Source organism: Superficieibacter sp. 1612_C1, assembly GCF_015234305.1.
GTDB lineage: Bacteria > Pseudomonadota > Gammaproteobacteria > Enterobacterales > Enterobacteriaceae > Superficieibacter.
Map to the genome: position 1 here is coordinate 380,172 of NZ_JADGMI010000003.1, position 24,695 is coordinate 404,866.

31 protein-coding genes are annotated in these 24,695 nt (G+C 56.3%); 11 read left to right on the top strand and 20 right to left on the bottom strand.

Features of this window, described 5'->3' with window-relative positions; genetic code table 11:
* Positions 1-199 precede the first annotated feature (199 nt).
* On the bottom strand, positions 200-580 hold the full coding sequence (locus INT84_RS12975) for a helix-turn-helix domain-containing protein (protein ID WP_194207124.1): 381 nt from the start codon (positions 578-580) through the stop codon (positions 200-202).
* A gap of 89 nt (positions 581-669) precedes the next feature.
* Here INT84_RS12975 and INT84_RS12980 point away from each other — a divergent pair, with 89 nt between their 5' ends.
* From INT84_RS12980 to ytfE, 4 genes are all read left to right on the top strand, one after another.
* Positions 670-1,518: an SDR family oxidoreductase gene (locus INT84_RS12980; protein WP_194207125.1), complete on the top strand. Its 849-nt coding sequence runs from the start codon at positions 670-672 to the stop codon at positions 1,516-1,518.
* A gap of 81 nt (positions 1,519-1,599) precedes the next feature.
* Positions 1,600-2,424 carry an AraC family transcriptional regulator gene (locus INT84_RS12985; protein WP_194207126.1) on the top strand — a complete coding sequence of 275 codons (825 nt, stop codon included), beginning with the start codon at positions 1,600-1,602 and terminating at the stop codon, positions 2,422-2,424.
* Between the two features lie 72 nt (positions 2,425-2,496).
* Entirely contained in the window at positions 2,497-3,468 is a 972-nt protein-coding gene (locus INT84_RS12990; RefSeq protein WP_194207293.1) for a DMT family transporter, read from the top strand.
* Between the two features lie 82 nt (positions 3,469-3,550).
* Entirely contained in the window at positions 3,551-4,213 is a 663-nt protein-coding gene (gene ytfE, locus INT84_RS12995; RefSeq protein WP_194207127.1) for an iron-sulfur cluster repair protein YtfE, read from the top strand.
* A 76-nt stretch (positions 4,214-4,289) separates the two neighbouring features.
* Here the strand turns inward: ytfE and cycA are convergent, their stop codons facing one another.
* Together cycA and fklB are read right to left on the bottom strand one after the other, a co-directional pair.
* Positions 4,290-5,702 (bottom strand): D-serine/D-alanine/glycine transporter, encoded by a 1,413-nt coding sequence (cycA, locus tag INT84_RS13000; protein WP_194207128.1) that lies wholly within the window; start codon positions 5,700-5,702, stop codon positions 4,290-4,292.
* 307 nt (positions 5,703-6,009) lie between these two features.
* The gene (gene fklB / locus INT84_RS13005) at positions 6,010-6,630 is read right to left on the bottom strand and encodes an FKBP-type peptidyl-prolyl cis-trans isomerase (RefSeq protein WP_194207129.1); all 621 of its coding nucleotides are present in this window, start codon (positions 6,628-6,630) and stop codon (positions 6,010-6,012) included.
* 228 nt (positions 6,631-6,858) lie between these two features.
* On the opposite strand from fklB, the gene INT84_RS13010 reads away from it, so the two are divergent.
* Positions 6,859-7,494 (top strand): LysM-like peptidoglycan-binding domain-containing protein, encoded by a 636-nt coding sequence (locus INT84_RS13010; RefSeq protein ID WP_176919494.1) that lies wholly within the window; start codon positions 6,859-6,861, stop codon positions 7,492-7,494.
* Positions 7,495-7,555: 61 nt separating this feature from the next.
* Here the strand turns inward: INT84_RS13010 and rplI are convergent, their stop codons facing one another.
* From rplI to ulaA, 10 genes are all read right to left on the bottom strand, one after another.
* Positions 7,556-8,005, bottom strand: coding sequence for a 50S ribosomal protein L9 (rplI, locus tag INT84_RS13015; RefSeq protein ID WP_176919495.1), 450 nt, complete (start codon positions 8,003-8,005; stop codon positions 7,556-7,558).
* Positions 8,006-8,044: 39 nt separating this feature from the next.
* The gene (gene rpsR, locus INT84_RS13020; protein ID WP_176919496.1) at positions 8,045-8,272 is read right to left on the bottom strand and encodes a 30S ribosomal protein S18; all 228 of its coding nucleotides are present in this window, start codon (positions 8,270-8,272) and stop codon (positions 8,045-8,047) included.
* 4 nt (positions 8,273-8,276) lie between these two features.
* Positions 8,277-8,591 carry a primosomal replication protein N gene (gene priB, locus INT84_RS13025; RefSeq protein WP_176919497.1) on the bottom strand — a complete coding sequence of 105 codons (315 nt, stop codon included), beginning with the start codon at positions 8,589-8,591 and terminating at the stop codon, positions 8,277-8,279.
* Between the two features lie 6 nt (positions 8,592-8,597).
* Positions 8,598-8,993 carry a 30S ribosomal protein S6 gene (gene rpsF, locus INT84_RS13030; RefSeq protein ID WP_006686337.1) on the bottom strand — a complete coding sequence of 132 codons (396 nt, stop codon included), beginning with the start codon at positions 8,991-8,993 and terminating at the stop codon, positions 8,598-8,600.
* A gap of 247 nt (positions 8,994-9,240) precedes the next feature.
* Positions 9,241-9,927: an L-ribulose-5-phosphate 4-epimerase gene (locus tag INT84_RS13035; RefSeq protein ID WP_194207130.1), complete on the bottom strand. Its 687-nt coding sequence runs from the start codon at positions 9,925-9,927 to the stop codon at positions 9,241-9,243.
* Entirely contained in the window at positions 9,927-10,781 is an 855-nt protein-coding gene (locus INT84_RS13040) for an L-ribulose-5-phosphate 3-epimerase (protein ID WP_194207131.1), read from the bottom strand. The genes INT84_RS13035 and INT84_RS13040 overlap by 1 nt, the downstream gene beginning before the upstream one ends.
* Positions 10,782-10,790: 9 nt before the next feature.
* Positions 10,791-11,441, bottom strand: coding sequence for a 3-keto-L-gulonate-6-phosphate decarboxylase UlaD (gene ulaD / locus INT84_RS13045; protein WP_176919276.1), 651 nt, complete (start codon positions 11,439-11,441; stop codon positions 10,791-10,793).
* Between the two features lie 12 nt (positions 11,442-11,453).
* Complete coding sequence (gene ulaC / locus INT84_RS13050) at positions 11,454-11,921, bottom strand: PTS ascorbate transporter subunit IIA (protein WP_176919275.1); 468 nt, start codon at positions 11,919-11,921, stop codon at positions 11,454-11,456.
* A 9-nt stretch (positions 11,922-11,930) separates the two neighbouring features.
* Positions 11,931-12,236 carry a PTS ascorbate transporter subunit IIB gene (ulaB, locus tag INT84_RS13055; RefSeq protein ID WP_176919274.1) on the bottom strand — a complete coding sequence of 102 codons (306 nt, stop codon included), beginning with the start codon at positions 12,234-12,236 and terminating at the stop codon, positions 11,931-11,933.
* Positions 12,237-12,247: 11 nt separating this feature from the next.
* Positions 12,248-13,648: a PTS ascorbate transporter subunit IIC gene (gene ulaA / locus INT84_RS13060; RefSeq protein WP_194207132.1), complete on the bottom strand. Its 1,401-nt coding sequence runs from the start codon at positions 13,646-13,648 to the stop codon at positions 12,248-12,250.
* Positions 13,649-14,005: 357 nt separating this feature from the next.
* On the opposite strand from ulaA, the gene ulaG reads away from it, so the two are divergent.
* Both ulaG and ulaR read left to right on the top strand, forming a co-directional pair.
* Positions 14,006-15,070, top strand: coding sequence for an L-ascorbate 6-phosphate lactonase (gene ulaG, locus INT84_RS13065; RefSeq protein ID WP_194207133.1), 1,065 nt, complete (start codon positions 14,006-14,008; stop codon positions 15,068-15,070).
* A 121-nt stretch (positions 15,071-15,191) separates the two neighbouring features.
* Positions 15,192-15,947 (top strand): HTH-type transcriptional regulator UlaR, encoded by a 756-nt coding sequence (ulaR, locus tag INT84_RS13070; RefSeq protein ID WP_176919271.1) that lies wholly within the window; start codon positions 15,192-15,194, stop codon positions 15,945-15,947.
* Here ulaR and yjfP read toward each other — a convergent pair.
* On the bottom strand, positions 15,944-16,672 hold the full coding sequence (yjfP, locus tag INT84_RS13075) for an esterase (protein WP_194207134.1): 729 nt from the start codon (positions 16,670-16,672) through the stop codon (positions 15,944-15,946). The genes ulaR and yjfP overlap by 4 nt on opposite strands.
* A gap of 206 nt (positions 16,673-16,878) precedes the next feature.
* On the opposite strand from yjfP, the gene bsmA reads away from it, so the two are divergent.
* The 3 genes from bsmA (at position 16,879) to INT84_RS13090 (ending at position 18,371) form a co-directional block, all read left to right on the top strand.
* Entirely contained in the window at positions 16,879-17,190 is a 312-nt protein-coding gene (gene bsmA, locus INT84_RS13080) for a biofilm peroxide resistance protein BsmA (RefSeq protein ID WP_176919269.1), read from the top strand.
* A 145-nt stretch (positions 17,191-17,335) separates the two neighbouring features.
* The gene (gene yjfN / locus INT84_RS13085) at positions 17,336-17,599 is read left to right on the top strand and encodes a DUF1471 family protease activator YjfN (protein ID WP_176919268.1); all 264 of its coding nucleotides are present in this window, start codon (positions 17,336-17,338) and stop codon (positions 17,597-17,599) included.
* Between the two features lie 49 nt (positions 17,600-17,648).
* Complete coding sequence (locus INT84_RS13090; protein WP_194207135.1) at positions 17,649-18,371, top strand: GH25 family lysozyme; 723 nt, start codon at positions 17,649-17,651, stop codon at positions 18,369-18,371.
* Here the strand turns inward: INT84_RS13090 and INT84_RS13095 are convergent.
* Positions 18,368-19,990, bottom strand: a complete 1,623-nt coding sequence (locus INT84_RS13095; protein WP_194207136.1) for an isovaleryl-CoA dehydrogenase — start codon at positions 19,988-19,990, stop codon at positions 18,368-18,370. The two genes, INT84_RS13090 and INT84_RS13095, sit on opposite strands and share 4 nt — an antisense overlap.
* A 35-nt stretch (positions 19,991-20,025) precedes the next feature.
* Between INT84_RS13095 and INT84_RS13100 the strand changes: the two genes are divergently transcribed.
* Complete coding sequence (locus INT84_RS13100; protein WP_194207137.1) at positions 20,026-20,181, top strand: hypothetical protein; 156 nt, start codon at positions 20,026-20,028, stop codon at positions 20,179-20,181.
* Positions 20,182-20,272: 91 nt separating this feature from the next.
* On the opposite strand, the gene rlmB is transcribed toward INT84_RS13100, so the two are convergent.
* The 5 genes from rlmB to INT84_RS13125 form a co-directional block, all read right to left on the bottom strand.
* Positions 20,273-21,004, bottom strand: coding sequence for a 23S rRNA (guanosine(2251)-2'-O)-methyltransferase RlmB (rlmB, locus tag INT84_RS13105; protein WP_194207138.1), 732 nt, complete (start codon positions 21,002-21,004; stop codon positions 20,273-20,275).
* A gap of 95 nt (positions 21,005-21,099) precedes the next feature.
* Positions 21,100-21,900, bottom strand: a complete 801-nt coding sequence (locus INT84_RS13110; protein ID WP_194207139.1) for an ABC transporter ATP-binding protein — start codon at positions 21,898-21,900, stop codon at positions 21,100-21,102.
* Positions 21,897-22,889, bottom strand: coding sequence for an ABC transporter ATP-binding protein (locus INT84_RS13115; protein WP_194207140.1), 993 nt, complete (start codon positions 22,887-22,889; stop codon positions 21,897-21,899). Before INT84_RS13115 ends, INT84_RS13110 begins: the two co-directional genes overlap by 4 nt.
* Positions 22,882-23,739, bottom strand: a complete 858-nt coding sequence (locus tag INT84_RS13120) for an ABC transporter permease (protein ID WP_194207141.1) — start codon at positions 23,737-23,739, stop codon at positions 22,882-22,884. Before INT84_RS13120 ends, INT84_RS13115 begins: the two co-directional genes overlap by 8 nt.
* The gene (locus INT84_RS13125) at positions 23,739-24,695 is read right to left on the bottom strand and encodes an ABC transporter permease (protein WP_194207142.1); all 957 of its coding nucleotides are present in this window, start codon (positions 24,693-24,695) and stop codon (positions 23,739-23,741) included. The genes INT84_RS13120 and INT84_RS13125 overlap by 1 nt, the downstream gene beginning before the upstream one ends.

The following is a 24,695-nucleotide window of genomic DNA, read 5'->3' on the forward strand; positions in this document are numbered from 1 at the left end:
GGCGGACTCAGGAGTCTATCGCGGCTCCTGAGCCTTACATGCCGGGTGGCGGCTTCGCCTTACCCAGCCTACAGAAGCATCACACACCATTCCCTGCGTGGGAATCCCTACGCCGTTCCGCCCGTAGGCCCGGTAAGCGCAGCGCCACCGGGCAGGTAACGCACTGTCTGCCGCCCGTTGCCGGCTTCGCCTGACGTCGTTACGCCGCGCGTTCATCACGTGTAGCCAGCACTTCCGGCAGGTTCAGTTCGATCCAGTCCGCCAATGCCGCCACCTTTTCACTCACCTGTTCGCCCAACGCCGTCAGACTATATTCAACGTGCGGCGGGACAACCGGGTATGACACCCGGTTCACGAAGCCGTCCATCTCCAGCGCCTGTAACGACTGCGCCAGCATTTTTTCGCTGACGCCGCCCATCTTACGGCGCAGGTCACTGAACCGATGGGTGCCATCGCGCAGCGCCACCAGAATCAACACGCCCCAGCGGCTGGTGACGTGTTTAAGCACATCGCGGGACGGACAATGCTCCGCAAATAAATTGCCGTTGCGCAGTTGTTCGCTGAGAGTCAAATTTGCCATCTTCATACTAACCTTTTTGTGCGTACTTACTAAAAGTAAGTTTAAGTGTTAGCGTGATCCAACACAAGGCAAAACAGAAGGAAGATCTCATGATTGCAATTACCGGTGCTACTGGTCATCTTGGCCAGCTCGTGATTAACGACCTGTTGAAAACCGTCCCGGCCAGCCAGCTGGTGGCGATTGTGCGTAATCCGGCAAAAGCCGACGCGCTCCAGCAGCAGGGCGTGGTTGTCCGCCAGGCGGATTACAACAATGAAGCCGCCCTTACTGCCGCCCTGAGCGGCGTTGAGAAACTACTGTTAATCTCTTCCAGCGAAGTGGGCCAGCGCGCCACTCAGCATCAGAACGTGATTAACGCCGCCGCTGCCGCCGGGGTTAAATTTATTGCTTACACCAGCCTGCTGCATGCCGACAAATCCCCGCTCGGGCTGCACGTTGAGCACGTCGCCACCGAAAAAGCGCTGGCCGCGTCCGGCATTCCTTATGCACTGCTGCGTAACGGCTGGTATAGCGAAAATTATCTGGCCAGCGCTCCGGCCGCGCTGGAGCACGGCGTGTTTATCGGTGCCGCAGGGGAAGGCAAAATTGCCGCTGCCACCCGCGCTGACTATGCCGCCGCTGCCGCCCGTGTCATCAGCGAAGATGGTCATGCCGGTAAGGTTTATGAACTGGCAGGCGATGAGGCCTGGACTCTGAGCCAGCTTTCGGCAGAGCTGAGCAAGCAGAGCGGTAAAAAGGTGGCGTATCAGAACCTCAGCGAAGCGGATTTTGCCGCCGCGCTGAAAGGCGTGGGCCTGCCTGCCGCGCTGGCGGACATGCTGGCGGATTCTGATGTGGGCGCATCAAAAGGCGGGCTGTTTGATGACAGCCATACCCTGAGCAAGCTCATTGGCCGTCCGACCACGCCGCTGGCAGAGAGCGTCAAAGCGATCCTGTAAATGTTACAAACGGGTTAATTTTTGTAGCCACCGCGCGGACCATCTTCGATAATAGAGAAATGGTCCGCGTGGAGTAACCTCGTGCAAGGTGTACCCGAACAGTTCAGCGATGAAAAAGACCGCGCCCGCTTTCGCCATCTGGCGCAAGTGCCCGGCGTCGAGCTTTATCACGCCCATATCTCACGCTACGCCTTTGAACCTCATACTCACGAAGCCTTTGGTATCGGCGCGATTGAATCCGGCGCGGAGCGTTTTCGCTATCGCGGTACGCAGCACGTTGCGCCCGTGAACGCCGTCGTCACCATGAATCCGGATGAGCTGCATACCGGCGAAGCGGAAACCGCCGACGGCTGGCGCTACCGGATGGTGTATCTCGATCCTGACCTGCTTGAAGAGGTAACCGGCATCCGTCACTGGTGGTTTGATGAGGTGACGCGCCTCGATCCATTACGCTCCCGCCAGATCTGCGCCTTAATACACGGCCTATGGCAGACCGACGATCCGCTGGCGCAGAAAGGACAGCTTCTGGATCTGATCGATACCTTCCGCCCTTATGCCCGTCATTCGCCCGTAGTCCACGAAGGCAATCACCGCTTTGAGCGTGCGCGGGAATATCTGCACGATAACTATATGCGCACGATAACGCTGGATGAACTGGCGCACGTCGTGGCGCTTAGCCCATATCATTTTCAGCGCCAGTTCAAAGCGCACTTTCACGTGACGCCGCACCAGATGCTGATGGCGATCCGCCTGTGGCGGGCTAAAAACTTTCTTACCCACGGCATGCCCGCCGCGCAGGTCGCGGCGGCGACCGGACTCACCGACCAGTCGCATTTGACTCGCGCCTTTACCCACCGCTACGGCATCACGCCGGTACGCTACCAAAAACAGGTTGCCCGGCGCTGATGCGCAATCTCGTACAATATTCCAATGCGCCTGGCGTCTACACTTGCCCTTCATTGAGAAACAGGAGCGATGATGATTAGCGGCGTGCTGTATGCCTTACTGGCAGGACTGATGTGGGGATTAATTTTTGTCGGGCCGCTGATCGTGCCGGAGTACCCAGCGGTATTGCAGTCGATGGGACGCTATCTGGCGCTGGGGCTGATTGCTCTGCCGCTGGCCTGGCTGGGACGCGCCAGGTTAAAACAGCTTAACCGTCGCGACTGGCTCACCGCGCTGGCGCTGACCCTGATGGGCAACCTGATCTACTATGCCTGCCTTGCCAGTGCGATCCAGCGCACCGGCGCGCCGATTTCAACAATGATCATTGGCACGCTGCCGGTGGTGATCCCGGTGTTTGCCAACCTGCTTTATAGCCAGCGCGACGGGAAATTGCCCTGGATAAAACTGGCTCCGGCGCTGGCGTGCATCGCCGTCGGCCTGACGTGCGTCAACATTGCTGAACTGCGTCACGGCCTGCCCGGTTTTAGCTGGGGACGTTATGCCTCGGGTATCGGCCTCGCACTGATCGCCGTCGTCTGCTGGGCATGGTACGCGCTGCGCAATGCGCGCTGGCTGCGGGAGAACCCGGATAAAAACCCGATGATGTGGGCCACCGCGCAAGCGCTGGTGACGCTGCCGGTCTCACTGGCCGGCTATATCGCTGCCTGCCTGTGGTTGAGTGGTCAGGCAGATGCCTTCGCCCTGCCCTTCGGTCCGCGTCCGGCGGTCTTTATCACGCTGATGATCGCCATCGCCATCCTCTGCTCATGGGTCGGCGCGCTGTGCTGGAACGTTGCCAGCCAGCGGCTGCCGACGGTGATTGTCGGCCCGCTGATCGTCTTCGAAACGCTGGCGGGGCTGCTCTATACCTTCCTGCTGCGTCAGAGTCTGCCGCCGCTCCTGACCTTCAGCGGTATCATTCTGCTGGCGATCGGCGTGGTGCTGGCGGTGCGCGCAAAGCCAGAGAAACCCTCCCTCCAGCGCCTGAGCGACGAAATAAACTAGCTCACTATCCCAAAGGAGTATTCCTTATCTTTAAAGATGCATTTAAAATGCATCTTATATTTTTGATGATGAGGTAACTGCTATGACCTACCGTGACCAGGCTTTAGGTGAGCTGGCGCTCTCTATTCCGCGCGCCTCCGCGCTGTTTCGCAAATACGATATGGACTACTGCTGCGGCGGTAAACAGACGCTGGCACGCGCGGCATTACGCAAGGAGCTGGATGTCGCGGTTATCGAAGCCGAACTGGCAAAACTGGCCGAACTTCCCATTGAGAAAGACTGGCGCGTCGTCCCGCTGGCGGAAATCATCGATCACATTATCGTGCGCTATCACGACAGACACCGTGAGCAGCTTCCTGAACTGATCCTTCAGGCCACCAAAGTGGAACGCGTTCATGCGGATAAACCGAACGTGCCGCGCGGCCTGACCAAATACCTGACCGCCCTGCATGAAGAGCTGTCCAGCCATATGATGAAAGAAGAGCAGATCCTGTTCCCGATGATCAAACAGGGTATGGGCCGCCAGGCCGCAGGTCCGATTAACGTGATGGAAAGCGAGCATGATGACGCGGGTGAGCTGGTTGAGGTAATCAAACATGTCACCCAGAACGTGACGCCGCCGCCGGAAGCCTGCACCACCTGGAAGGCGATGTATAAAGGCATTAACGAAATGATCGACGATCTGATGGAGCACATCAGCCTCGAAAATAACGTGCTGTTCCCGCGCGCGCTGGCGGGCGAATAAAAAAGGTGCCCGAGAGCACCTTATTAATGGCCGCCCGATAAGCGGCCTTTTTTATTGCATTAAGGGTCAGGAGTACTTACTTGCGCAAGTTCGCCAGCCGCTTTTTGCCTATCAGCAGCCAGAATACCCCCAGCACCACGAACCACAGCGGGGTAACCAGCAGCGCCTCACGGGTATCGGCTTCCAGCGTCAGCAATACCAGCACAAACACAAAGAAGGCCATGCATACCCAGCACATCAGCTTGCCAAGCGGCATTTTAAACTTCGACTGCTCGTGCAGATGCGGACGCTTTTTGCGATAGACCAGATACGAGCACATGATGATGGTCCAGACGAACATAAAGAGGATTGCCGACACCGTCGTCACCAGCGTAAAGGCGGTAATCACATCCGGCTTCACATAAATCAGCACCACCCCGCCCAGCAGGCAGATGCAGGAGAAGGTCAGACCGGTGGCCGGAACCGCGCGTTTTGACAGCTTACCAAAGCTTTTCGGTGCCACGCCGTCCTGCGCCAGTCCGAACAGCATACGGCTGGTGGAGAACACGCCGCTGTTCGCCGACGAGGCCGCCGAGGTCAGCACCACAAAGTTGATGATGCTCGCCGCCGCAGGCAGACCCACCAGCACGAACAGTTCCACGAACGGACTCTTATTCGGTACGACCGAGTTCCACGGCGTGACGGACATAATCACAATCAGCGCCAGCACGTAGAACATGATGATGCGCAGCGGAATCGAGTTGATCGCGCGCGGCAGAGATTTCTCCGGATCTTTGGTTTCCGCTGCCGTGGTGCCGACCAGTTCAATCCCGACGAAGGCAAAGACCGCAATCTGGAATCCGGCAAAGAAGCCGCTAATCCCTTTCGGGAACCAGCCGCCGTTATCCCACAGATGGGTAAAGGACGCTTCAACGCCGGTCGGCGACTGGAAGTGCATCAGCACCATTACCAGACCGACAATAATCAGCGCCACGATAGCGACGATTTTAATCATCGCAAACCAGAACTCCATCTCGCCGAACATTTTTACGGTGGCAAGGTTCAGCCCCAGCAGCAGCAGAACCACGGCCAGCGAGGCTACCCACTCCGACAGTCCGGGGAACCAGAACTGGGCGTAGGCGGTGATCGCCACGACGTCCGCCATCCCGGTGACGACCCAGCAGAACCAGTAGGTCCAGCCGGTAAAATAGCCGGCCCACGGGCCGAGCAGGTCCGCCGCAAAGTCGCTGAAGGATTTATATTCGAGATTCGACAGCAGCAGCTCGCCCATTGCCCGCATAACGAAAAAGAGCATAAAGCCGATGATCATATAAACAAAAATGATCGACGGTCCGGCGAGACTGATGGTTTTCCCCGACCCCATAAACAGGCCGGTACCAATCGCGCCGCCGATGGCGATAAGCTGGATATGTCGATTCGTGAGATTACGCCGCAGAGACTGCTCGCCGGATGCCTGTTCGTCGGCCACGGCTTTTATCTGATCTACCATGTGATTATCTTCCTGTGTACCTGTCTGTGTTGTTCTGGCTCTGATGGCCTTTAATGTGTCTTATTTGACGTTCCCGCTAAGGGATCCATCGATAGTAGGGAAGAATCGGAGGGATGAATACCTGGAAATGGCGTTAATGTTAAATTTATGTTTAAAGTGAGTGTTATATCACTGAGATAGTGATAAACAGCTCACAAAAATACACCTGATGAATGTATTTGCAAGATAAAACACCAGTATCTTTCTGATTTAAGCATCTTGCGCTGTTAGCGCCTCCCCCTTCACTGAAAGAGGAGGCGAATCGACCTTACAGAATTTCCAGCAGTTCGACTTCAAACACCAGGGTGCTGAATGGCGGAATGGATGCGCCAGCGCCGCGCTCGCCGTAGGCCAGGTTCTGCGGAATGGTCAGTTCCCATTTGGAGCCGACCGGCATCAGGGTCAGGGCTTCAATCCAGCCGGGGATCACACCGTTAACCGGAAATTCTGCCGGTTCGCCACGGGCGACGGAGCTGTCGAATACGGAACCGTCGATCAGTTTACCGGTGTAGTGTACGCGCACACGGTCGGTACGCGCCGGGATCGCGCCTTCGCCCTGGGTGATCACGCGGAACTGGAGGCCGGATTCGGTGCTGTTAACGCCTTCGCGCGCGCCGTTTTCTTCCAGGTACTTAACGCCGTCTGCCGCCATTGACTGAAAACGCTCGCGACGTACCGCGTCTGCACGCTCATGAATTTCACGCAGCGCACGATGCACAACATCGACCGGCACGGCCGGGTGTTTACCTTCCAGCGCATCTGCGATACCCGCAACCAGCGCTTCCGGTAACAGTCCTTCCAGGCCGGATTCGCTCAGCTGCTGGCCTACCTGCAAACCGATACCGTAACTTGCCTGCGCTTCGATGGTGTCAAACGTTGGGGTCGTCATCGTCTTTCCTTTTCATACAATTTAAGTAGCGGGCAGCATAGCAGCCACGTCGCATCGGGTAAAACTTTGTCGCAGGAATGATGACAAATCGCCGCGAAACAGAAACAATGTGTGGGTAAGCGTTTTCCTATTCTGATGTCGCATAATCCTTCTTTGCTGCGTACATCAGGCAGTTAGCCAACTATACTGATGGTACAGGACTAAAATATGCGGAGCAGGAGGAAAGCCATGCCCGGGCGCGTTGACGTAAAATCTACCCTGGCGAGGATCTGGCATGCACCGGATCACTTTCGCCTCATGGATCCGCTTCCGCCGATGCACCGTCGGGGGATTATTATTGCCGCCGTGCTGGTCGTCATCGGCTTCCTGCTTCCGTCTGGCGACGACAGCACGACGCAGCCCGTGGTACGGGATGCTCAACTGGATATCCAGCCGCCACCCCAGCAGCAGCAACCGATGCAAACTCAACTCGTCACGCCGTCTAACGATCCGGGTGCGGTTGCGCCCGTCGCGCCAGAGCCAGTGCAGGAGCAGCCGGACGACCAGGCGCAGGTGCAGACCCCGCCACCTGAACAGCAGCAACCTACGCCGGGTATAGATCAGCAGTGGCGTGCTTACCGTGTAGAATCGGGTAAAACGCTGGCGCAGGTGTTCCGCGACCATAATCTTCCGGCAACGGATGTGTATGCGATGGCAAGGGTGGAAGGCGCAGGCAAGCCGTTAAGCACGCTGCAATCAGGTCAGATGGTGAAGATTCGTCAGAATGCCAGCGGCGTAGTGACCGGCCTGACGATTGATATGGGGGACGGGAAGCAGGCGCTGTTTACCCGCCAGCCAGACGGCAATTTTATTCGCGCGCAGTAATCAGAAAAGCAAAACGCCGACCCGGGGGTCGGCGTTTTTACGCGTGTTTCAGAATAAAAACTTATTCTGCAACTACGTTTACAGTCAGCTTAGCAAACACTTCGCTGTGAACCTGGAAGTTCACTTCGTGCTCGCCAGTGGTACGCAGAACGCCGTTCGGCAGACGAACTTCGCTCTTAGCTACGTCAACGCCAGCTGCGGTTACAGCGTCAGCGATGTCGCGAGTACCGATGGAACCGAACAGTTTACCTTCGTCGCCAGATTTAGACGCGATAGTAACGGTTTCCAGTGCGTTGATTTTCTCAGCGCGTGCATTGGCAGCAGCCAGAACGTCAGCCAGTTTGGCTTCCAGTTCAGCGCGACGGCCTTCGAAAAACTCAACGTTTTTCTTGGTAGCAGGAACAGCTTTACCCTGTGGTACCAGGAAGTTACGAGCATAGCCCGCTTTAACGTTAACCTGATCACCCAGGCTACCCAGGTTTGCTACTTTATCAAGCAGAATAACTTGCATTACCTTATCCTCTTAAAGTCGTTAATAGACAGCGGCCGATTACTGATGACGATCGGTATACGGCAGCAGGGACAGGTAGCGAGCGCGCTTGATGCAGCGAGCCAGCTGACGCTGGTATTTTGCACGAGTACCGGTGATACGGCTCGGGACAATTTTACCGCTTTCGGTGATGTAGTTTTTCAGCGTAGCGATATCTTTATAGTCGATCTCTTGAACGCCTTCCGCGGTGAAACGGCAGAACTTGCGACGACGGAAATAACGTGCCATATGGCTAGTCTCCAGAATCTATCAATTCAATCTGCTCGGCATGCAAAACCATTTTGCTCAGGCCGTTCTTTGCCTTGTGGCAAGAGATGAACCCCTGAACGGTTATGCGACTGCCGACCGTTATACTGTGAGTAATGGCCTGGTTTTCGTGTCCGCTAATAATAACGGGCATTTGGCACCACGCCTGCCGGTGAAACCCGGCTTCCTCCTGCACAGAACGATGCTCAAGCACGAACTGGCAATGAGGAATTCCTGATGGGCTGACCTTTCGAAGGGGCATCCTGCACACGGTGCCGGAGAGCGCCAGACGGTTGGTCATCAGAAATTACTCTTCAGAATCCCCAGCATCTGCATCATCTGCGGTTTCGTTAGCGAAATCATCGCGACGCTCACGGCGCTCGTCTTTCGCTTTAACCATCGGAGATGCTTCGGTAACCGCGTGCTTAGTACGCATTACCATGCTACGGATAACGGCGTCGTTGAAGCGGAAGTTTGTTTCCAGCTCATCGATAACTTCCTGCGGCGCTTCAACGTTCAGCAGAACGTAGTGTGCTTTGTGCAGTTTGTTGATCGGGTAAGCCAGCTGACGGCGGCCCCAGTCTTCCAGACGATGAATCGTGCCTTCTGCCGCAGTGATTGCACCAGTGTAGCGTTCGATCATACCCGGAACCTGTTCGCTCTGGTCAGGATGGACCATAAAAACGATTTCGTAATGACGCATCGAATTGCTCCTTACGGATTATTCAGCCTCCTGTCTGGGTCAGCCGAGGCCCATGGAGGCAAGGAACGTGTTAAAGGTCGGCTGAAAAATGACGCGTAATAGTACTTGCGTCCCTGCCTAAACTCAAGCGCATTACGCACTTTAATTCGACAACGCTGAAGGGACGGGCAGTTTACATCAAACAAAGGAAGGCTCCGGAGCCTGACCAGTTACATTCCAGGAATGTGAACGACTCCGGAGCGCTTGATTACTTCTGCCCGTAATAGGCGTTCGGACCATGCTTGCGCATGAAATGTTTGTTCATCAGGTAGCTGTCAATGGGGTTAAGCTGCGGATTGATACCCCGCGCAATCCACGCCATCCGCGCCACCTCTTCCATGACGACCGCGTTATGCACCGCATCGTGCGCATCTTTACCCCAGGCAAACGGACCGTGTTGATAGACCACTATTCCCGGCGTATGCAGCGGTTCGCGCGTACCCAGCGTTTCCACAATCACTTTGCCGGTATTGAGTTCGTACTCACCCTGTACCTCGTCTTCACTCAGGGCTCGCGTACAGGGGATATCGCCAAAGAAGTAATCCGCGTGCGTGGTGCCGAGCGCCGGGATCGCCAGCCCTGCCTGCGCCCATGCTGTCGCGTGCGTCGAATGGGTATGCACGACGCCGCCGAGCGACGGATAACGGCGGTACAGTTCCAGATGGGTCGCGGTATCCGAGGAGGGACGCCAGTGTCCCTCCACCACGTTCCCGTCGAGATCCACCACCACCATGTCTTCCGCCTTCATGGTTTCATACGCTACGCCGCTGGGCTTAATGACGATAAGGCCACGGTCACGGTCAATCGCGCTGACGTTACCCCAGGTAAAAGTGACCAGACCGTAGCGCGGCAGATCCATGTTGGCTTCAAATACCTGCTGTTTTAGCGTTTGCATCAGGCTGCCTCCACTAAACCGGCGCTGGCCATCCGCGCTTTCACCCAGTCGCGGGCTTTCGCCACTTCCCGCGCCGGATCGTCAGCGGTTTCGCTCCACATCTCAATCAGGTACGGCCCGCGATAGCCCGTCTCTTTCAGCGTCTCAAAGCAACGTTCGAAATCGACAATGCCTTCACCAAACGGCACGTTCTTGAACACACCAGGTTTCGTGTCCTTCACATGCACCGCCACGATATGTCCCATCCCGGCCTGCAATTCCATCTGCACGTCGTTATCCCACGCCGACAGATTGCCGATATCCGGATAAAGCTGGAACCACGGATTATTGAGATAGTGCGCATAGCCCAGCGCCTTGCTGATCGAGTTCATCAGCGGGTAATCCATGATCTCCATCGCCAGCGTCACCTGCGCGCGACTCGCCATCTCAACGCTCTCTTTCAGGCCGTCGCGAAAACGGCGGCGCGTTTCGTCATTGGCCTCCTGATAGTAGACGTCGTATCCGGCAAGCTGAATGACGCGAATGCCGACATCCTGCGCAAACTGAATGGCTTTACGCATAATCTCCAGCCCCTGCGTCCGCACCGCATCATCTTCGCTGCCCAGCGGGAAGCGGCGATGAGCGCTCAGGCACATGGAAGGAACGCGTACGCCGGTTTCCGCAATCGCACTCACCAGCGCCAGGCGCTGCTCGCGGGTCCAGTCGAGACGAGAAAGGCGCTCGTCGGTTTCGTCGACGGACATCTCAACAAAATCGAAATCCAGCGTTTTCGCCAGCCGCAAGCGTTCCAGCCAGCACTCTCCGGCGGGGAGCGCTTTTTCATAAATGCCAAGCGGGATCTGTTTCGACAGCATAGCCGCTCCTTAACCCCATAGCTGGGCGATGGAACGTTTGAACTGACGTGCCGCTTCTACCGGATCGGCGGCGTCGCGGATGCTGCGACCGGCGATAAAGACATGGATCGGGATGCCTTTAAACAGCGGCAGATCTTCCAGCGCCAGGCCACCGGTAACGGTCACTTTGAAGCCCATCTCAGAGAGACGTTTAATGGCGGTGATATCCGCCTCGCCCCACGCCACGCCTGCGGCCTGCGCGTCGCGGCTGCGATGATAGACCACCTGCTGAATGCCCGCGTCGCGCCATTGCTGCGCCTGTTCCCAGGTCCAGTAGCCGGTCAGTTCGATTTGCACGTCGCCGTTGAACTCTTTCGCCACGTCCAGCGCCCCTTTGGCGGTATTGATATCGGCACAGCAAATTACCGTTACCCAGTCGGCGTTAGCTTCAAAACACATCCGGGAGAGGATCTTGCCCGCGTCGGCGATTTTGGCATCCGCCAGCACGATTTTATGCGGATAGAGCGCCTTCAGATCGCGAACGGCGCGCACACCTTCACCGACGCAAAGAATGGTGCCGACTTCGATGATATCCACCTCTTCCGCAATCAGGCGGGTCGTTTCATAGGCGGAAGACATGGTCTGGTTATCCAGCGCAACCTGCAACATAGGTAGTGACATTTCAATTCCCTCTTAAGCGGTTACCGCATTAGTGCGGTCGATTAAATCAAGGACGTCCTGCGCGGTGCGGCAGGCGCGTAAACGGTCGAAGTTGGCTTCGTCTTCAAAGAGATTAACGATTTGCATAATCCCCACCTCCTGATGCGTGTTGGCATCTACCGCCGCCATGGTGATCAGGATATCGACCGGGTCGTTGTCTTCGTGGTTAAACACCAGCGGTTTTTTCAGCGTCACCAGCGCAAAGCCGGTTTTTTTGACGCCCTCCTCCGGTCGGCCGTGCGGCATGGCCAGCCCCGGCGCGATGACGAAATACGGGCCGTGCTGCGCTACGCCGTCAAGAATGGCCTGGTAATAACGCGGCTCAACCACATCTGCCTTCACCAGCAGATCGACACTGAGCTTCACCGCCTCCTGCCAGGTACTGGCCTCGGCCTGGAGAAGGATGGAATTATTTTCTGCCAGCGAATCACGTAATTTCATGGCGCGTCCTTACTTCACGTCCTGCGGGAAATGCTCTTTGATCACTTCCAGCAGTTTCGGGCCGAAATCCGCAGGCGACAGCATATTGCGTACCCCCACCACATATTTATTACCCGTGACGGTAATTTCCCCGGCGATATGCGTGGAGGCGATGATGATGTCCGCGCCGTTCAATTCGCTTTTGTATTCGCCGACGGCGCAGCTGTTGACGGTATGGTCAATTTTCGACTGGGTCAGAAACTGGTCCACCTTCATTTTCATGATCATAGAACTGCCTTGCCCGTTACCACACACAGCCAGGATACGTACGGTCATAATCAAACTCCTTATTGAGCAGAGGTTTCTGCCAGTTGTTTTTCAGCGTCTTCTTCAGCGCGCAGTTCGCGCCCTGCGAAGACCATATAAGCCAGCGCAATCGCAATAATGACGGCCATAAATACGATGCCAACAGAGGCGAAGCCCTGCATCATCGGCGGTGCCAGAATCGACCAGTCCGCCATGCCCATCCAGGCGCTCATGCCGGTCAGTTTTACTGCCCACACGCAGCCGAAGATTTCAATCATGCCCATGACAAGGCAAATCTTGAGTGCCGCGCGCCAGCCGCCAAAGTGGTTAGCGAACACACCGATGGTGGCGTTAGAGAAGAACATCGGGATAAAGCCGGGAATAATCAGGATTGAGGAACCGCAGCCGACCAGAATACCCACGGCAATCAGCTGGCCGATGGTGCCCCACATAAAGCCCCACACCACCGCGTTTGGCGCAAAGCTATAAATCGCGGCGCAATCAATCGCCAGCACCGCGCCGGGGATCAGGCGCTGAGAAATACCATTAAATGCTTCTGACAGTTCGGCGACGAACATACGCACGCCCTGGGTGATGATGAATATCGCCACCGCAAAGGAGAAACCGGTTTGCAGGATGTAGATAGTCCAGTGGGTTTTACCCGCCATCGCCTGAACAACGTCGATCCCAAAGGAGAGCAGAATTGCGCCGAAGAAAATTGTCATCACAATGGCAGTAGAGACAATGTTGTCGTGAAAGATGTTCAGCCAGCCAGGCAGCTTAAGATCCTCAACGCTCTCCTCTTTTTTGCCCAGATACGGAGCCACTTTATACGCAATCCACGAGGCGAACTGCTGCTGGTGGCCGATGGAGAAACCGCAGCCGTCAGTCACGTCCTGGGTCGGTTTGTACATCATATTGGAGGTGATGCCCCAGTACAGCGACACCAGCACCGCGGTGCAGATGATGGTGGTCCACATGGAGTAGCCAGCAATATAGAAGAACACCGCAATCAGCCCGGCCTGCTGGAACATGATGTGCCCGGTCAGCATGATGGTGCGGATGCCAGTGATCCGGCGCAACAGCACGTAGCCAATATTCAGCGCCAGAGCCAGCAGCACCGCATACCCCACCCAGCTATAGGCATCGCCCATGCGTTCGATGGTTGCCATCATTGAAGCGTAGGTATCAGAAATCGCACCGTTAATGCCGTAAACCTTAGACATCTTCTCGACAACGGGCTTGAAAGTGCTGGTCAGGATGCCGGACCCCGCCTGCAACAGCATAAAACCGATAATCGTTTTGATGGTGCCTTTAATAATCACGCTGACGCTTTTGCGCAGCAGGATGTAACCCAGGCAAGTGACAATACCCAGTAATAGCGGCGCATTGGTCATCACCTGATTAAAGAAGACGGTAAAGATGTTGTAGAGGATCTCCATAACGCTCTCCAAAAGTGCGGGCACAACGCGTTGTCGACGTGGTGCATAATGTGCAGCCACTCTAACAATCAAAAGTAATCACAAAAAGATTGTCTTTGATTATTTGTGACGCATCCCGCACTTTATTTCCTTTCTCTTTGTAAGATTTATAGATGACAATTTTAAATTGCAATAAAATCAATAAATTAAACAATAAAATAAAATCAATCCACAGATGAAACATCCTTTTAACAATGTGCTTTCACGGCAAAAATGCGCCGCCATGAGAAATTTTTGCATTGCAAAGGTGATCTAACGATGTCATTATAAATCAAAACTAATCACATTATGATTTAATATGAAAACAGGAGCGGTACAATGAGTAAAGTGACAACCATTACCCGTGAATCATGGATCCTCAGCACCTTCCCGGAATGGGGCTGCTGGCTGAACGAAGAAATTGAACAGGAGCAGGTTGCGCCGGGGACCTTTGCTATGTGGTGGCTGGGTTGTACCGGTATCTGGCTGAAGTCTGAAGGCGGCGCGAATATCTGCGTCGACTTCTGGTGCGGCACCGGCAAACAGAGTCACGGCAATCCGCTGATGAAAAAAGGCCATCAGATGCAGCGTATGGCGGGCGTCCAGAAGCTTCAGCCGAACCTGCGCACCACCCCGTTCGTGCTCGATCCATTCGCTATCCGCCAGATCGACGCGGTACTGTCCACCCACGATCATAACGATCACATTGATGTGAACGTCGCGGCGGCTGTGATGCAGAACTGCGCGGATGACGTGCCGTTCATTGGACCGCAAACATGTGTGGATCTGTGGATCGGCTGGGGCGTGCCGAAAGCGCGCTGCATTGTGATGAAACCCGGCGACGTGGTGAAAATCAAAGATACCGAGATCCATGCGCTTGATGCATTCGATCGCACGGCGTTAATCACCCTGCCAGCCGATCAAAGCGCAGCGGGCGTGCTGCCAGATGGCATGGATCAGCGCGCGGTAAACTACCTGTTCAAGACGTCGGGCGGCTCGCTGTACCATAGCGGGGATTCCCACTACTCCAACTACTACGCGAAGCACGGCAACGAGCATCAGATCGACGTCGCGCTCGGCTCTTACGGCGAGAACCCGCGCGGTATTACCGACAAAATGACCAGCGTCGATATGTTGCGTATGGCGGAAGCGCTGAACGCCAAAGTGGTCATTCCGTTCCACCATGATATCTGGTCAAACTTCCAGGCCGATCCGCAGGAGCTGCGCGTGCTGTGGGAGATGAAAAAAGATCGTCTGAAATACGGCTTTAAACCGTTTATCTGGCAGGTGGGCGGCAAATTTACCTGGCCGCTGGATAAGGACAACTTTGAGTATCACTATCCGCGCGGCTTCGATGACTGCTTTACTATTGAGCCTGATTTACCGTTCAAATCATTCCTGTAAAGGGTCCGCAAAGACGCTGCCGGGTGCAGCGTCTTTATAAATCTCCATCTCAACTTATGCTTAGCAATTTCAGGCTATTTCAAATATTATCTTTACCCATCATTTTTAATCGGAATAGCTCATGACGGAAGCGCAAAGACATCAAATTTTACTGGATCAGTTGGCGCAGTCTGGCTTCGTAACGGTAGAACAGGTCATCGCCCGGCTTGGGATCTCTCCGGCAACCGCGCGGCGGGATATCAACAAGCTCGACGAGAGCGGCAAATTAAAAAAAGTCCGTAACGGTGCCGAAGCCATTAGCCAACAGCGGCCACGCTGGTCGCCAAGAAACATTCACCAGGCGCAGAATCACGACGAAAAAGTGCGTATCGCCAGAGCGGCAGCGCAACTGGTGAACCCTGGCGAAAGCGTGGTGATTAACTGCGGGTCGACGGCCTTTTTGCTCGGGCACGAAATGTGCGGTAAACCGGTGCAGATCATTACCAACTATCTGCCGCTGGCTAACTATCTTATCGATCAGGAGCATGAGAGCGTCATTATCATGGGCGGCCAGTACAATAAGAGCCACTCGATTACGCTCAGCCCGCAGGATAATGAAAACAGTCTGTATGCCGGGCACTGGATGTTTACCAGCGGTAAAGGTCTGACGGCTGAAGGGCTGTATAAGACCGATATGCTGACCGCGATGGCCGAGCAGAAGATGCTTAACGTGGTGGGCAAACTGGTGGTGGTGGTGGATAGCAGCAAAGTGGGTGAACGCGCGGGGATGCTGTTCAGCCAGGCCGCGCAAATTGACCAGGTGATCACCGGTAAAAATGCCGACCCGGAGATCCTCAAAAAGCTGGAAGCTCAGGGCGTCAAAGTAACCCGCGTTTAAAGATGACGCCGGAAAAAATCGACCGTACAGGACAGCGCTTCCGGCGTGATCCGGTGACGCACGCCGGCCTGCCACTGACAGGTCAGATGTTGATCCAGCCCGGCGTCCACCAGCGCCTGCTGTAAACGCCGCGTTTCTATCGGCGGGACAACATCGTCTGCATCGCCGTGCCAGAGCAGCAAAGGCCGGTCGGCAAGCGTGGCCAGTTGCTGCGTCACGTCCCAGCGGGCCAGCGTGTCCTGCTGCGCTGCAAAATCGGCTTCCTGCGGCGGAAACAGCGTGCAGGAGAGTTGGGTAAAATAACCAGACCCCATCAGGCTGGCAACGCACGCAATATCCGGATGCTGTGTCATCAGTCCCAGCGCCGTCATCCCGCCCATTGACGCGCCCGCCACCGCCAGCCGCTGCCCGTCGACCCAGCCCTGTTGCACTATTGCTTCGCGAAGCGCGCTGAATTCATGGAAGTTTTGCTGCAAAATTTGCCAGAAATGAGTCATTCTCCCCTGCTCATCCCCGTGATAACGCGCCCCGTGTTCACTGGCATCCGGCATTACCACCCGGAATCCGGCCTGCGCCAGCGCCACGGCAAAATAGCTATAAACCAGTTTCGACGACGTAAAGCCGTGATAAAACACAATACAGGGCAAAGGCTGATCTCCTTTACCCGCAGGAAAAGTATGTAATATTTCAATATCGGCCAGCGTGCGCACGTCGAGTTCAATCATAGATTTACTCCTCTTTTATGCTGGTATGCCATGCACCCGCCTGATAAGCAAGGCGCAGAAACAAACGCCTGCGCCAGAATGTTGAGAAGTGGCTTACATTTTTCAACTATTTTCATTCGAAAATAGCGGCAGGGGTAACAAATTGGGAACATTCCCCTAAATGCAAGGGCAATTCCCACTACACTAGGGCTATCAGGAGAAGAGTTATGAAAATTATGCGCCGTATTGCTCCGTTAATACTGATTACGTTGTTGAGCGGTTGTAGCGTGCTGGAAGGAACTCCCAAAGCGCCGCCACCGGTGACCGATTCTCCCCAGGAGATCCAGCGTAACCAGACGCAAGGATTGCAGCGGATGGGTACGGTTAGCGTAATGATTTATGGTTCGCCAATGGATGCAGAAGATGCGATAAGAGCTAAAGCGGTTGCCGCCAAAGCGGATTACTACGTGATTATTATGGTCGATGACACTATCTTCCCGGCCCAGTGGTATTCGCAGGCAATTCTTTATCGTAAATAAGGGGTTATGACTCTTTATTGATATTTACACTGCTTTGCGTCCATTCACGAATTCCTGTGCAAAATGATGTTCACACTGGATAACAGGATAAACACCCGCGACGGAGCGCATCGCTAAACGTTGGGGTAGTGAAAAGGAGCGAAGAATGAAAAGAACGTTTGCTTTGCCCTCATTGAAATTTGCGGGCGCGTCGGCGCAGTCGGCTGAATTTGCCAGTGCGGATTGCGTTACCGGCCTCAACGAAATTGGCCTGATTTCGGTCAATAATATTACCGGCAACCCGCAGGATGTCGAACGCGTGGTCGCGCGTAAAGCAGACGAGCAGGGCGCATCATGGTATCGCATTGTCCAGATGTATGAAGAGCAGAATCCGGACAACTGGCGCGTGCAGGCGATTCTTTACGCCTGAGGAATGACAGAGTATAAAAAGCAAAATAACACAATGGATGTGAGAGTTTATGAACCGCTATGGACGCGGGCTGGCAGCGCTTTTATTATTTATCGCCTGCGGATGGCTTATCAAAACGGCTTTCTACGAAGGCTGGCTGCGTTTTAATTATCCCTCTCGCCAGCAGTGGCCCGTTCAGGGCATTGATGTTTCGCATCATCAGAACCTTATTGACTGGGCACAAATAAATCCGCGCGAGATTCAGTTTGTTTTTATTAAAGCGACTGAAGGCAGCTCGTTTCGCGACCCCACCTTTCAGCAAAACTGGCAAAACGCCCGCGCCAGCGGTCTGGTAACCGGCGCTTATCACTTTTTCTCCCTCTGTACCTCCGGCGAACAGCAGGCGCAAAATTTTATTGCCACGGTTCCTGTGGCTAAAAACGCGCTGCCGCCCGTGATCGACCTTGAATATGGCGCAAACTGCACGCCGCAGGATCGCGAGCAGGTCAGCGCCGCGCTACGCGTCATGACCGCTAAACTGGAGCAGGTCTATCAGCAGAAAGCGATCCTCTACGCGACGCGCGAATTTTATGACGACTATTTGCAGCAGGATTTCCTGGCGCATCCGCTATGGATACGCGATATCTGGCGACAGCCGTCGCTGCCTTACGACCGGCAATGGACCTTCTGGCAGTATGCTAATCGCGGCCATGTTCAGGGCATTAATACCGTTGTCGATCTGAACGTGTTTCAGGGCAGCCAGGCGCAATTCGATGCCCTGCTCCGGCGTTAAATCGTGCCGCCCGTCGCTCGCAGCAGTACGTCGTCCTGCACCTGTTCGCTAAGCAGGGCGCTACCGCGGGTGTCCAGCATCATCTGGCACCACGCCTGCGCTAACGGCGGCGAGGCATATTGCAGAAGCTGCGCTCCCGTTGCCAGTAAAGATAACTGCTGCGTGATTTCTCGCCCCTGCGCCTCCAGCGGCCTGCGTAACCGCTGCTGAAGCTGCCGCCAGGCGCGGTCGAAATGCCGATCCTGCCCTTTTACCGCCGCGTACTCCTCATCCAGCAGATCCATCGCGCCCGGCTGTTTTGCCAGCACGCGCAGGACGTCCAGGCACATAATATTCCCGGAACCTTCCCAGATGCTGTTGACCGGCATTTCGCGGTAGAGTCGGGGTAATTCGCTCTCCTCGCAGTAGCCGACGCCACCTAGCACCTCCATCGCTTCCGCGACAAACGGGATCCCCGCTTTGCAGATTGTAAACTTGGCCGCCGGCGTAAACAGCCGCGCCCACAGCGTTTCTTCTGCGCTATGCCGATGGTCCCAGGCGCGCGCCAGACGAAACATCATTGCAGTCTGACCTTCAAGCTGTAGCGCCATCCGGCTCAGTACCTGACGCATGATCGGCTGGTCGATCAAACTCTTACCAAATGCCTGCCGCTGATGCGCGTGATACAGCGCTACCGAGAGCGCGCGCCGCATCATGCCGTGGCTTGCCAGCGCGCAGTCAAACCGCGTCAGGCCACCCATTTTCAGGATCTGCCGCACGCCCTCGCCCTCTTCACCAATCAACCAGCCCGCGGCGTCCAGAAACTCCGCTTCGCTACTGGCGTTAGAGCGGTTGCCAAGTTTGTCTTTCAGGCGCTCAAGGCGGATGGCGTTACGCTGGCCGTCCGGGAGAAAACGCGGGACAAAAAAGCAGGAAAGGCCGCCTTTCGCCTGCGCCAGCACCAGATGTGCGTCGCTTTGCGGCACCGAGAAAAACCATTTATGCCCCACCAGCCGCCAGGAACCGTCATCCAGCGGCTCGGCTCGCGTGGTATTGCTGAGCACATCGGAACCGCCCTGTTTTTCGGTCATGCCCATGCCGATAAGCAGCCCGCGCTTCTGGCTGCCTGGCAGCACGTGCGGATCGTAGCGATCGCTGAGCAGCGGCGATAACCACTCCTTAAAGAGCGGTGGCAGGGTTTGTAGCAACAACGGCGTGGCGGCGAAGGTCATGGTAACGGGGCACAGCGTCCCCGCTTCCACCTGCGCATGCAGCATAAATCGCGCTGACCGCGCCACGAACGATCCGCTGCGCGCCTCGGGCTGCCACGGCAAATTGTGCGTGCGATTGGCGCACAGCCCCTGCATCAGGATATGCCACGCCGGATGAAAACGCACGTCATCCAGCCGCGCACCGGTCTGATCATAGCGCAATAGCTCCGGCGGGTTATGGTTCGCCAGACGTCCCAGCTCCAGCGATTCAGCAGTACCGAGCTGCTGGCCAAGGCTGGCAAGAAGGTCGCAGTCCCATCCAGCACCCTCCCGCACCACGGCTTCACGGAGCGCCGCATCGGAGAGGAATAAGTTGCTGTTATTAAGGGGAACTGGTTGATTAAAAACGGTATGCGTTTGCCAGGACATAACATCCTCCTCCTTCAGACATAATGGAGATAATTATGGACAGCCAGGGAGGACGGGCGTGGGAGAAAGGTCACAGAAAAAGGATGACGGTGTGGTTAGCCGTTGCGCTGCGCGGGAGCGTCATACGCGCAAACCTGCCGGGTGGCGGCTTCGTCTTACCCGGCCTACGGGCGAAAGATTTGTGCGTGTAAATCGGCGTACGGGGAGCAGAACAGGAGCCCGATCGTAGGCCCGGTAAGCGCAGCGCCACCGGGCAGGTTACCGCCCGCCAGCGCCCCGCCATTAACCGCGCTGACGTACCGCTTCGAACAGGCAAATGCCGGTTGCAACCGATACGTTGAGCGATGAAACGCTGCCCGCCATCGGGATGCTGATTAACTCATCGCAATGCTCGCGGGTCAAACGGCGCATACCTTCGCCTTCCGCGCCCATCACCAGCGCCATCGGGCCGGTCATTTTACTTTGATAAAGCGTATGGTCTGCTTCGCCCGCGGTGCCGACGATCCAGATATTCTCTTCCTGCAACAGACGCATGGTACGCGCCAGGTTGGTCACGCGGATCAACGGCACATTCTCTGCCGCACCGCAGGCCACTTTTTTCGCCGTGGCGTTAAGCTGGGCCGAGCGATCGCGCGGAACGATCACCGCGTGAACGCCCGCCGCATCGGCGCTGCGCAGGCAGGCTCCGAGATTGTGCGGATCGGTAACGCCGTCGAGGATCAAAAAGAAAGGCTGATCGAGCGAGGCGATCAGATCCGGCAGATCGTTCTCCTGATACTGACGGCCCGGCTTCACGCGCGCAATGATCCCCTGATGCACCGCACCTTCGCTTTTCTCATCCAGATACTGACGGTTCGCCAGTTGGATCACTACGCCCTGGGCTTCCAGCGCGTGAATAAGCGGCAGCAGACGTTTATCTTCACGTCCTTTCAGAATAAAAACGTCCTGAAAACGCTCCGGTGCGCGCTCCAGCAGTGCCTGCACCGCGTGGATGCCGTAAATCATTTCACTCATCAAAGGTACTCATTTTAGGCGGGTTGCGCCGGGTTATCGGGTGATTACTCGCCCATTATAACCGACATCGCCCGCAGGTCGACTCCCTCCGGGTGTTAACCGTTGACGGCGAGGCGGGCGGCATCCATTCCCGGCGGATGCGCGGGCAGGATCGCATCGAGCAAATAACGTGTATAGGGATGGGTGGGACGAGCGAAAATCTGCTCACTGTCGCCCTGCTCGACGATTTTACCGCGATGCATGACGCCGACGCGATCGGCGATGTGGCGCACCACGTTCAGATCGTGAGAAATAAACAGGTAGGCCAGTCCGTACTCCCGCTGCAACGCCATCAGTAAGTTGAGGATCTGCGATTGTATTGATACATCGAGCGCGGAGACCGGTTCGTCACAAACAATAAGCTTCGGCTTGAGGATCAGCGCCCGTGCAATGCCGATACGCTGCCGCTGGCCGCCGGAGAATTCATGCGGATAGCGCCTGGCATCCTCCGCATTCAGCCCGACCTGCGTCAACATTTCCGCCACCGCCCGCTGACGGTTTTTGATGCCGTGGATAATCAGCGGCTCTTCCAGGCTGTAGCCGACGGTCCGTTTAGGATCGAGCGAGGAAAGCGGGTCCTGAAAAATCATCTGCATATCTTTGCGCACGCTGCGCCATTGCGCGGCGCGCTGCGAGAGCAGCGAGACGCCTTCAAATATCACCTCGCCGCCGGAAGCTGGCGTCAGGCCAAGCAACAGCCGTCCGGTCGTGCTTTTCCCGCTGCCGGACTCGCCCACCAGCGCCCAGGTTTCCCCCGGCTGGAGGCTAAAGCTGACGTCATCCACCGCCAGCACCTTCTGTCCACGGCGCTGAAAAGTTTTTGACAGATTGCGCACGGTTAATAGCGGTGTATTCATGACAGTAATGCTCCGGTTTCATCGGCCCGCCAGCAGCGTACCTGATGAGCGGGGGTATCGAATGGCCGTAACGCCGGACCCTGCGCCCGGCAACGCGGCTGCGCCAGCGGACAGCGGTCGGCAAAAGCGCAGCCTGACGGCGGCTTATGCAGCGAGGGCACCTGGCCGGGGATTTCCCGCAGCGCGGTTTTCGGCTGGCTGTCCGCCGAAGGACGCGCGGCGAGCAGCGCACGGGTGTAAGGATGCCGTGGATTAGCAAACAGCGTCAGCACATCGGTTTCTTCAACCACTTCTCCGGCATACAGCACCACGACTCGCTGACATAGCCGGGCAACAACGCTGAGATCGTGGGTGATAAAGACGATCCCCATCCCGGTTTGCCGTTTGATCTCATCCAGCAGATCGAGAATTTGCGCCTGGATCGTCGCATCCAGCGCCGTCGTTGGTTCATCGGCGATCAATAACGCGGGCGAGCTGGCGATCGCTATAGCGATCATCACCCGCTGACGCATCCCGCCAGAAAGTTCATGCGGCCAGGCGCTGGCGCAGCGTTCAGGATCGTTTATGCCAACCTGCTGTAACAGGGCGAGGATCTTCTCCCGTCGCTCTGCGCGATTAAGCGCGGTATGCAGCCGCAGGCTTTCATCGATCTGAAAACCAATGGTCAGCACCGGATTCAGGCTGGAGAGCGGGTCCTGGAAGATCATCGCCATCTCCTGCCCGCTCAGTCGTCTGCGTGCTTTTAATGACAGTGAATGCAGCGGTCGCCCCGCCAGGGTAATCGCGCCATCGACACGACTGGTACGCGGCGATAGCAGCCCCATCAGCGCCTGCGCGGTGACGCTTTTGCCGCAGCCGGATTCGCCGATAATACCCAGCGTTTCATGGGCATTCACCTGAAATGAGACCCCACGCACTGGCGCGACTACGCCGTGCCGGGTAGCGAAATTGACCCGTAAATCTTCAACCTGGAGCAGCGTCTCAGCCATGCTGTTCTCCTCGTTTTAAGCGGCGCAGTATGCGGCGTGGCAATGGTTTTAGCCCCGGATCGGCGCTGTCGCGCAGATCGTCGCCGATGATATTGAGCGCCAGGATCAGCAGCACAATGGCGATGCCGGGGAAAAAGGTCATCCACCACGCGGTGAAAATAACCGCTTTCCCTTCCAGCAACAGATTGCCCAGACTTGGCATCGGCGCAGGCACGCCGGAGCCGAGGAAGCTTAGCGCCGCCTCGGTAAGTATTGCCACCGAGAACACCCAGCTCACCTGGACGATAAACGGTGAAATGACATTCGGCAGCAGGTGAAGCCAGATAATGCGCGAAGCCGATGCGCCCTGCGCCCGCAGCGCCTCAATAAAATTTTTCTCTTTGATCACCATTGCCGCGCCGCGGATCACCCTGGCGATGCAGGGCACATAGACCAGCGACAGCGCCAGCACCACGTTGGAGATTTTCGGCCCCAGCACGCCGACGATGGCGATCGCCAGCAGCAGTGAAGGAAAGGCAAACAACCCGTCACACACCCGCATTAAAATGCGATCGACCGGACGATACCAGGCGCAGAGCAGGCCAATAGCCATGCCCACCACGCCGGAAATAACTGCCACCGCCGCGCCAACGGAGAGCGAAACCCGCACCGCCAGCGCCACGCGCACAAAGAGGTCGCGACCAAAATTATCGGTGCCGAACCAGTGGGTAGCATCCGGCGGTTTCAGACGGCTCAGCGGATCGATATCGTAGGGGTCCCATGAGCTTATCGCGCTGGCAAAAAACGACAGGATAACAATTGCCGCCAGCAGGATCGGCCAGATCCACAGCGTATGATTACGTGAGGACATCACTGTTCCTCCCCCTCAACGGACAGGCGTGGATCGGCGAAATAACTCAGCAGATCCACCGCCAGATTAATCAGCACATAGCAAACGGTAATCATCAGCACCACACCCTGAATCACGGTGACGTCACGCCGCTCGATCGAATCGACAATCAGCGATCCAACGCCGGGGATGCCAAACACGCTTTCGATAACGATAGTGCCGGTGACCAGCCCGGCGAACGACTCACCGCAGATAGTTAAGATCGGGATCAGCGCATTCTTCAGCGTATGGCGCAACAGCACCAGCCGTTCAGGGACACCTTTCGCACGGGCGGTATTAATAAAATTTTCCTGCAATACATCCAGCATCACCGCCCGCGTCATCCGGGCGATCAGCGCGGCGATGCGAAAACCCAGTGCGATGGCAGGCAACGTGAGATACCAGAGGTTGAGCAACAGATCGTCATTGGTGGAGCGATAGCCAACCACCGGAAACCAGCGCAGCTGTACCGCGAAGCCAAAAATCAAAAACAGTCCCAGCAGGAAGCCCGGCACCGACATGCCGAGCGTCGCCAGCGCGCGAATTACTCTGTCCGTTAATCTGCCGTGCTGCCAGGCGCTGACCACGCCGCCTGTCAGCCCCAGCGTCAGGGCAATAAGCTGTGCGTAAAGCGCCAGTGCCAGGGTTGGCGTGAGATGCTGCAAAAATAATCCCATCACGCTGGTATCCAGAAACAGCGAGTGGCCGAGGTCGCCCCGCAGCACCGCGCCGAACCAGTGAAGAAACTGCACCATGATGGGTTTATCCAGCCCCATCTGCTGACGCAGCGCGGCAATATCGCCGGGGCTGGCATCGTTGCCGAGGATCACCATGACCGGATCGCCCGGTGCCAGATGCACCAGGCAAAAAACGACTACCGAGACCACAAAAAGCACCGGCAGCAGCGCCAGCAGACGGTGAAAAAGGAACCCTTTCAT

What these genes read in the sequence shown, in the direction of transcription:
- priB (WP_176919497.1), bottom strand. Translation starts at nt 8,591, where the DNA reads ATGACCAACCGTCTGGCGCTCTCCGGCACCGTGTGCAGGATGCCCCTT.
- ulaG (WP_194207133.1), top strand. Translation starts at nt 14,006, where the DNA reads ATGAGTAAAGTGACAACCATTACCCGTGAATCATGGATCCTCAGCACC.
- INT84_RS13100 (WP_194207137.1), top strand. Translation starts at nt 20,026, where the DNA reads ATGGACAGCCAGGGAGGACGGGCGTGGGAGAAAGGTCACAGAAAAAGG.
- INT84_RS12980 (WP_194207125.1), top strand. Translation starts at nt 670, where the DNA reads ATGATTGCAATTACCGGTGCTACTGGTCATCTTGGCCAGCTCGTGATT.
- ulaR (WP_176919271.1), top strand. Translation starts at nt 15,192, where the DNA reads ATGACGGAAGCGCAAAGACATCAAATTTTACTGGATCAGTTGGCGCAG.
- INT84_RS13040 (WP_194207131.1), bottom strand. Translation starts at nt 10,781, where the DNA reads ATGCTGTCGAAACAGATCCCGCTTGGCATTTATGAAAAAGCGCTCCCC.
- INT84_RS13095 (WP_194207136.1), bottom strand. Translation starts at nt 19,990, where the DNA reads ATGTCCTGGCAAACGCATACCGTTTTTAATCAACCAGTTCCCCTTAAT.
- rlmB (WP_194207138.1), bottom strand. Translation starts at nt 21,004, where the DNA reads ATGAGTGAAATGATTTACGGCATCCACGCGGTGCAGGCACTGCTGGAG.
- ytfE (WP_194207127.1), top strand. Translation starts at nt 3,551, where the DNA reads ATGACCTACCGTGACCAGGCTTTAGGTGAGCTGGCGCTCTCTATTCCG.
- INT84_RS13010 (WP_176919494.1), top strand. Translation starts at nt 6,859, where the DNA reads ATGCCCGGGCGCGTTGACGTAAAATCTACCCTGGCGAGGATCTGGCAT.
- ulaC (WP_176919275.1), bottom strand. Translation starts at nt 11,921, where the DNA reads ATGAAATTACGTGATTCGCTGGCAGAAAATAATTCCATCCTTCTCCAG.
- ulaD (WP_176919276.1), bottom strand. Translation starts at nt 11,441, where the DNA reads ATGTCACTACCTATGTTGCAGGTTGCGCTGGATAACCAGACCATGTCT.
- yjfP (WP_194207134.1), bottom strand. Translation starts at nt 16,672, where the DNA reads ATGATTGAACTCGACGTGCGCACGCTGGCCGATATTGAAATATTACAT.
- fklB (WP_194207129.1), bottom strand. Translation starts at nt 6,630, where the DNA reads ATGACGACCCCAACGTTTGACACCATCGAAGCGCAGGCAAGTTACGGT.
- INT84_RS13035 (WP_194207130.1), bottom strand. Translation starts at nt 9,927, where the DNA reads ATGCAAACGCTAAAACAGCAGGTATTTGAAGCCAACATGGATCTGCCG.
- bsmA (WP_176919269.1), top strand. Translation starts at nt 16,879, where the DNA reads ATGAAAATTATGCGCCGTATTGCTCCGTTAATACTGATTACGTTGTTG.
- rplI (WP_176919495.1), bottom strand. Translation starts at nt 8,005, where the DNA reads ATGCAAGTTATTCTGCTTGATAAAGTAGCAAACCTGGGTAGCCTGGGT.
- INT84_RS13090 (WP_194207135.1), top strand. Translation starts at nt 17,649, where the DNA reads ATGAACCGCTATGGACGCGGGCTGGCAGCGCTTTTATTATTTATCGCC.
- INT84_RS13125 (WP_194207142.1), bottom strand. Translation starts at nt 24,695, where the DNA reads ATGAAAGGGTTCCTTTTTCACCGTCTGCTGGCGCTGCTGCCGGTGCTT.
- INT84_RS13115 (WP_194207140.1), bottom strand. Translation starts at nt 22,889, where the DNA reads ATGGCTGAGACGCTGCTCCAGGTTGAAGATTTACGGGTCAATTTCGCT.
- INT84_RS13110 (WP_194207139.1), bottom strand. Translation starts at nt 21,900, where the DNA reads ATGAATACACCGCTATTAACCGTGCGCAATCTGTCAAAAACTTTTCAG.
- INT84_RS13120 (WP_194207141.1), bottom strand. Translation starts at nt 23,739, where the DNA reads ATGTCCTCACGTAATCATACGCTGTGGATCTGGCCGATCCTGCTGGCG.
- ulaB (WP_176919274.1), bottom strand. Translation starts at nt 12,236, where the DNA reads ATGACCGTACGTATCCTGGCTGTGTGTGGTAACGGGCAAGGCAGTTCT.
- rpsF (WP_006686337.1), bottom strand. Translation starts at nt 8,993, where the DNA reads ATGCGTCATTACGAAATCGTTTTTATGGTCCATCCTGACCAGAGCGAA.
- yjfN (WP_176919268.1), top strand. Translation starts at nt 17,336, where the DNA reads ATGAAAAGAACGTTTGCTTTGCCCTCATTGAAATTTGCGGGCGCGTCG.
- INT84_RS12975 (WP_194207124.1), bottom strand. Translation starts at nt 580, where the DNA reads ATGGCAAATTTGACTCTCAGCGAACAACTGCGCAACGGCAATTTATTT.
- rpsR (WP_176919496.1), bottom strand. Translation starts at nt 8,272, where the DNA reads ATGGCACGTTATTTCCGTCGTCGCAAGTTCTGCCGTTTCACCGCGGAA.
- ulaA (WP_194207132.1), bottom strand. Translation starts at nt 13,648, where the DNA reads ATGGAGATCCTCTACAACATCTTTACCGTCTTCTTTAATCAGGTGATG.
- cycA (WP_194207128.1), bottom strand. Translation starts at nt 5,702, where the DNA reads ATGGTAGATCAGATAAAAGCCGTGGCCGACGAACAGGCATCCGGCGAG.
- INT84_RS12990 (WP_194207293.1), top strand. Translation starts at nt 2,497, where the DNA reads ATGATTAGCGGCGTGCTGTATGCCTTACTGGCAGGACTGATGTGGGGA.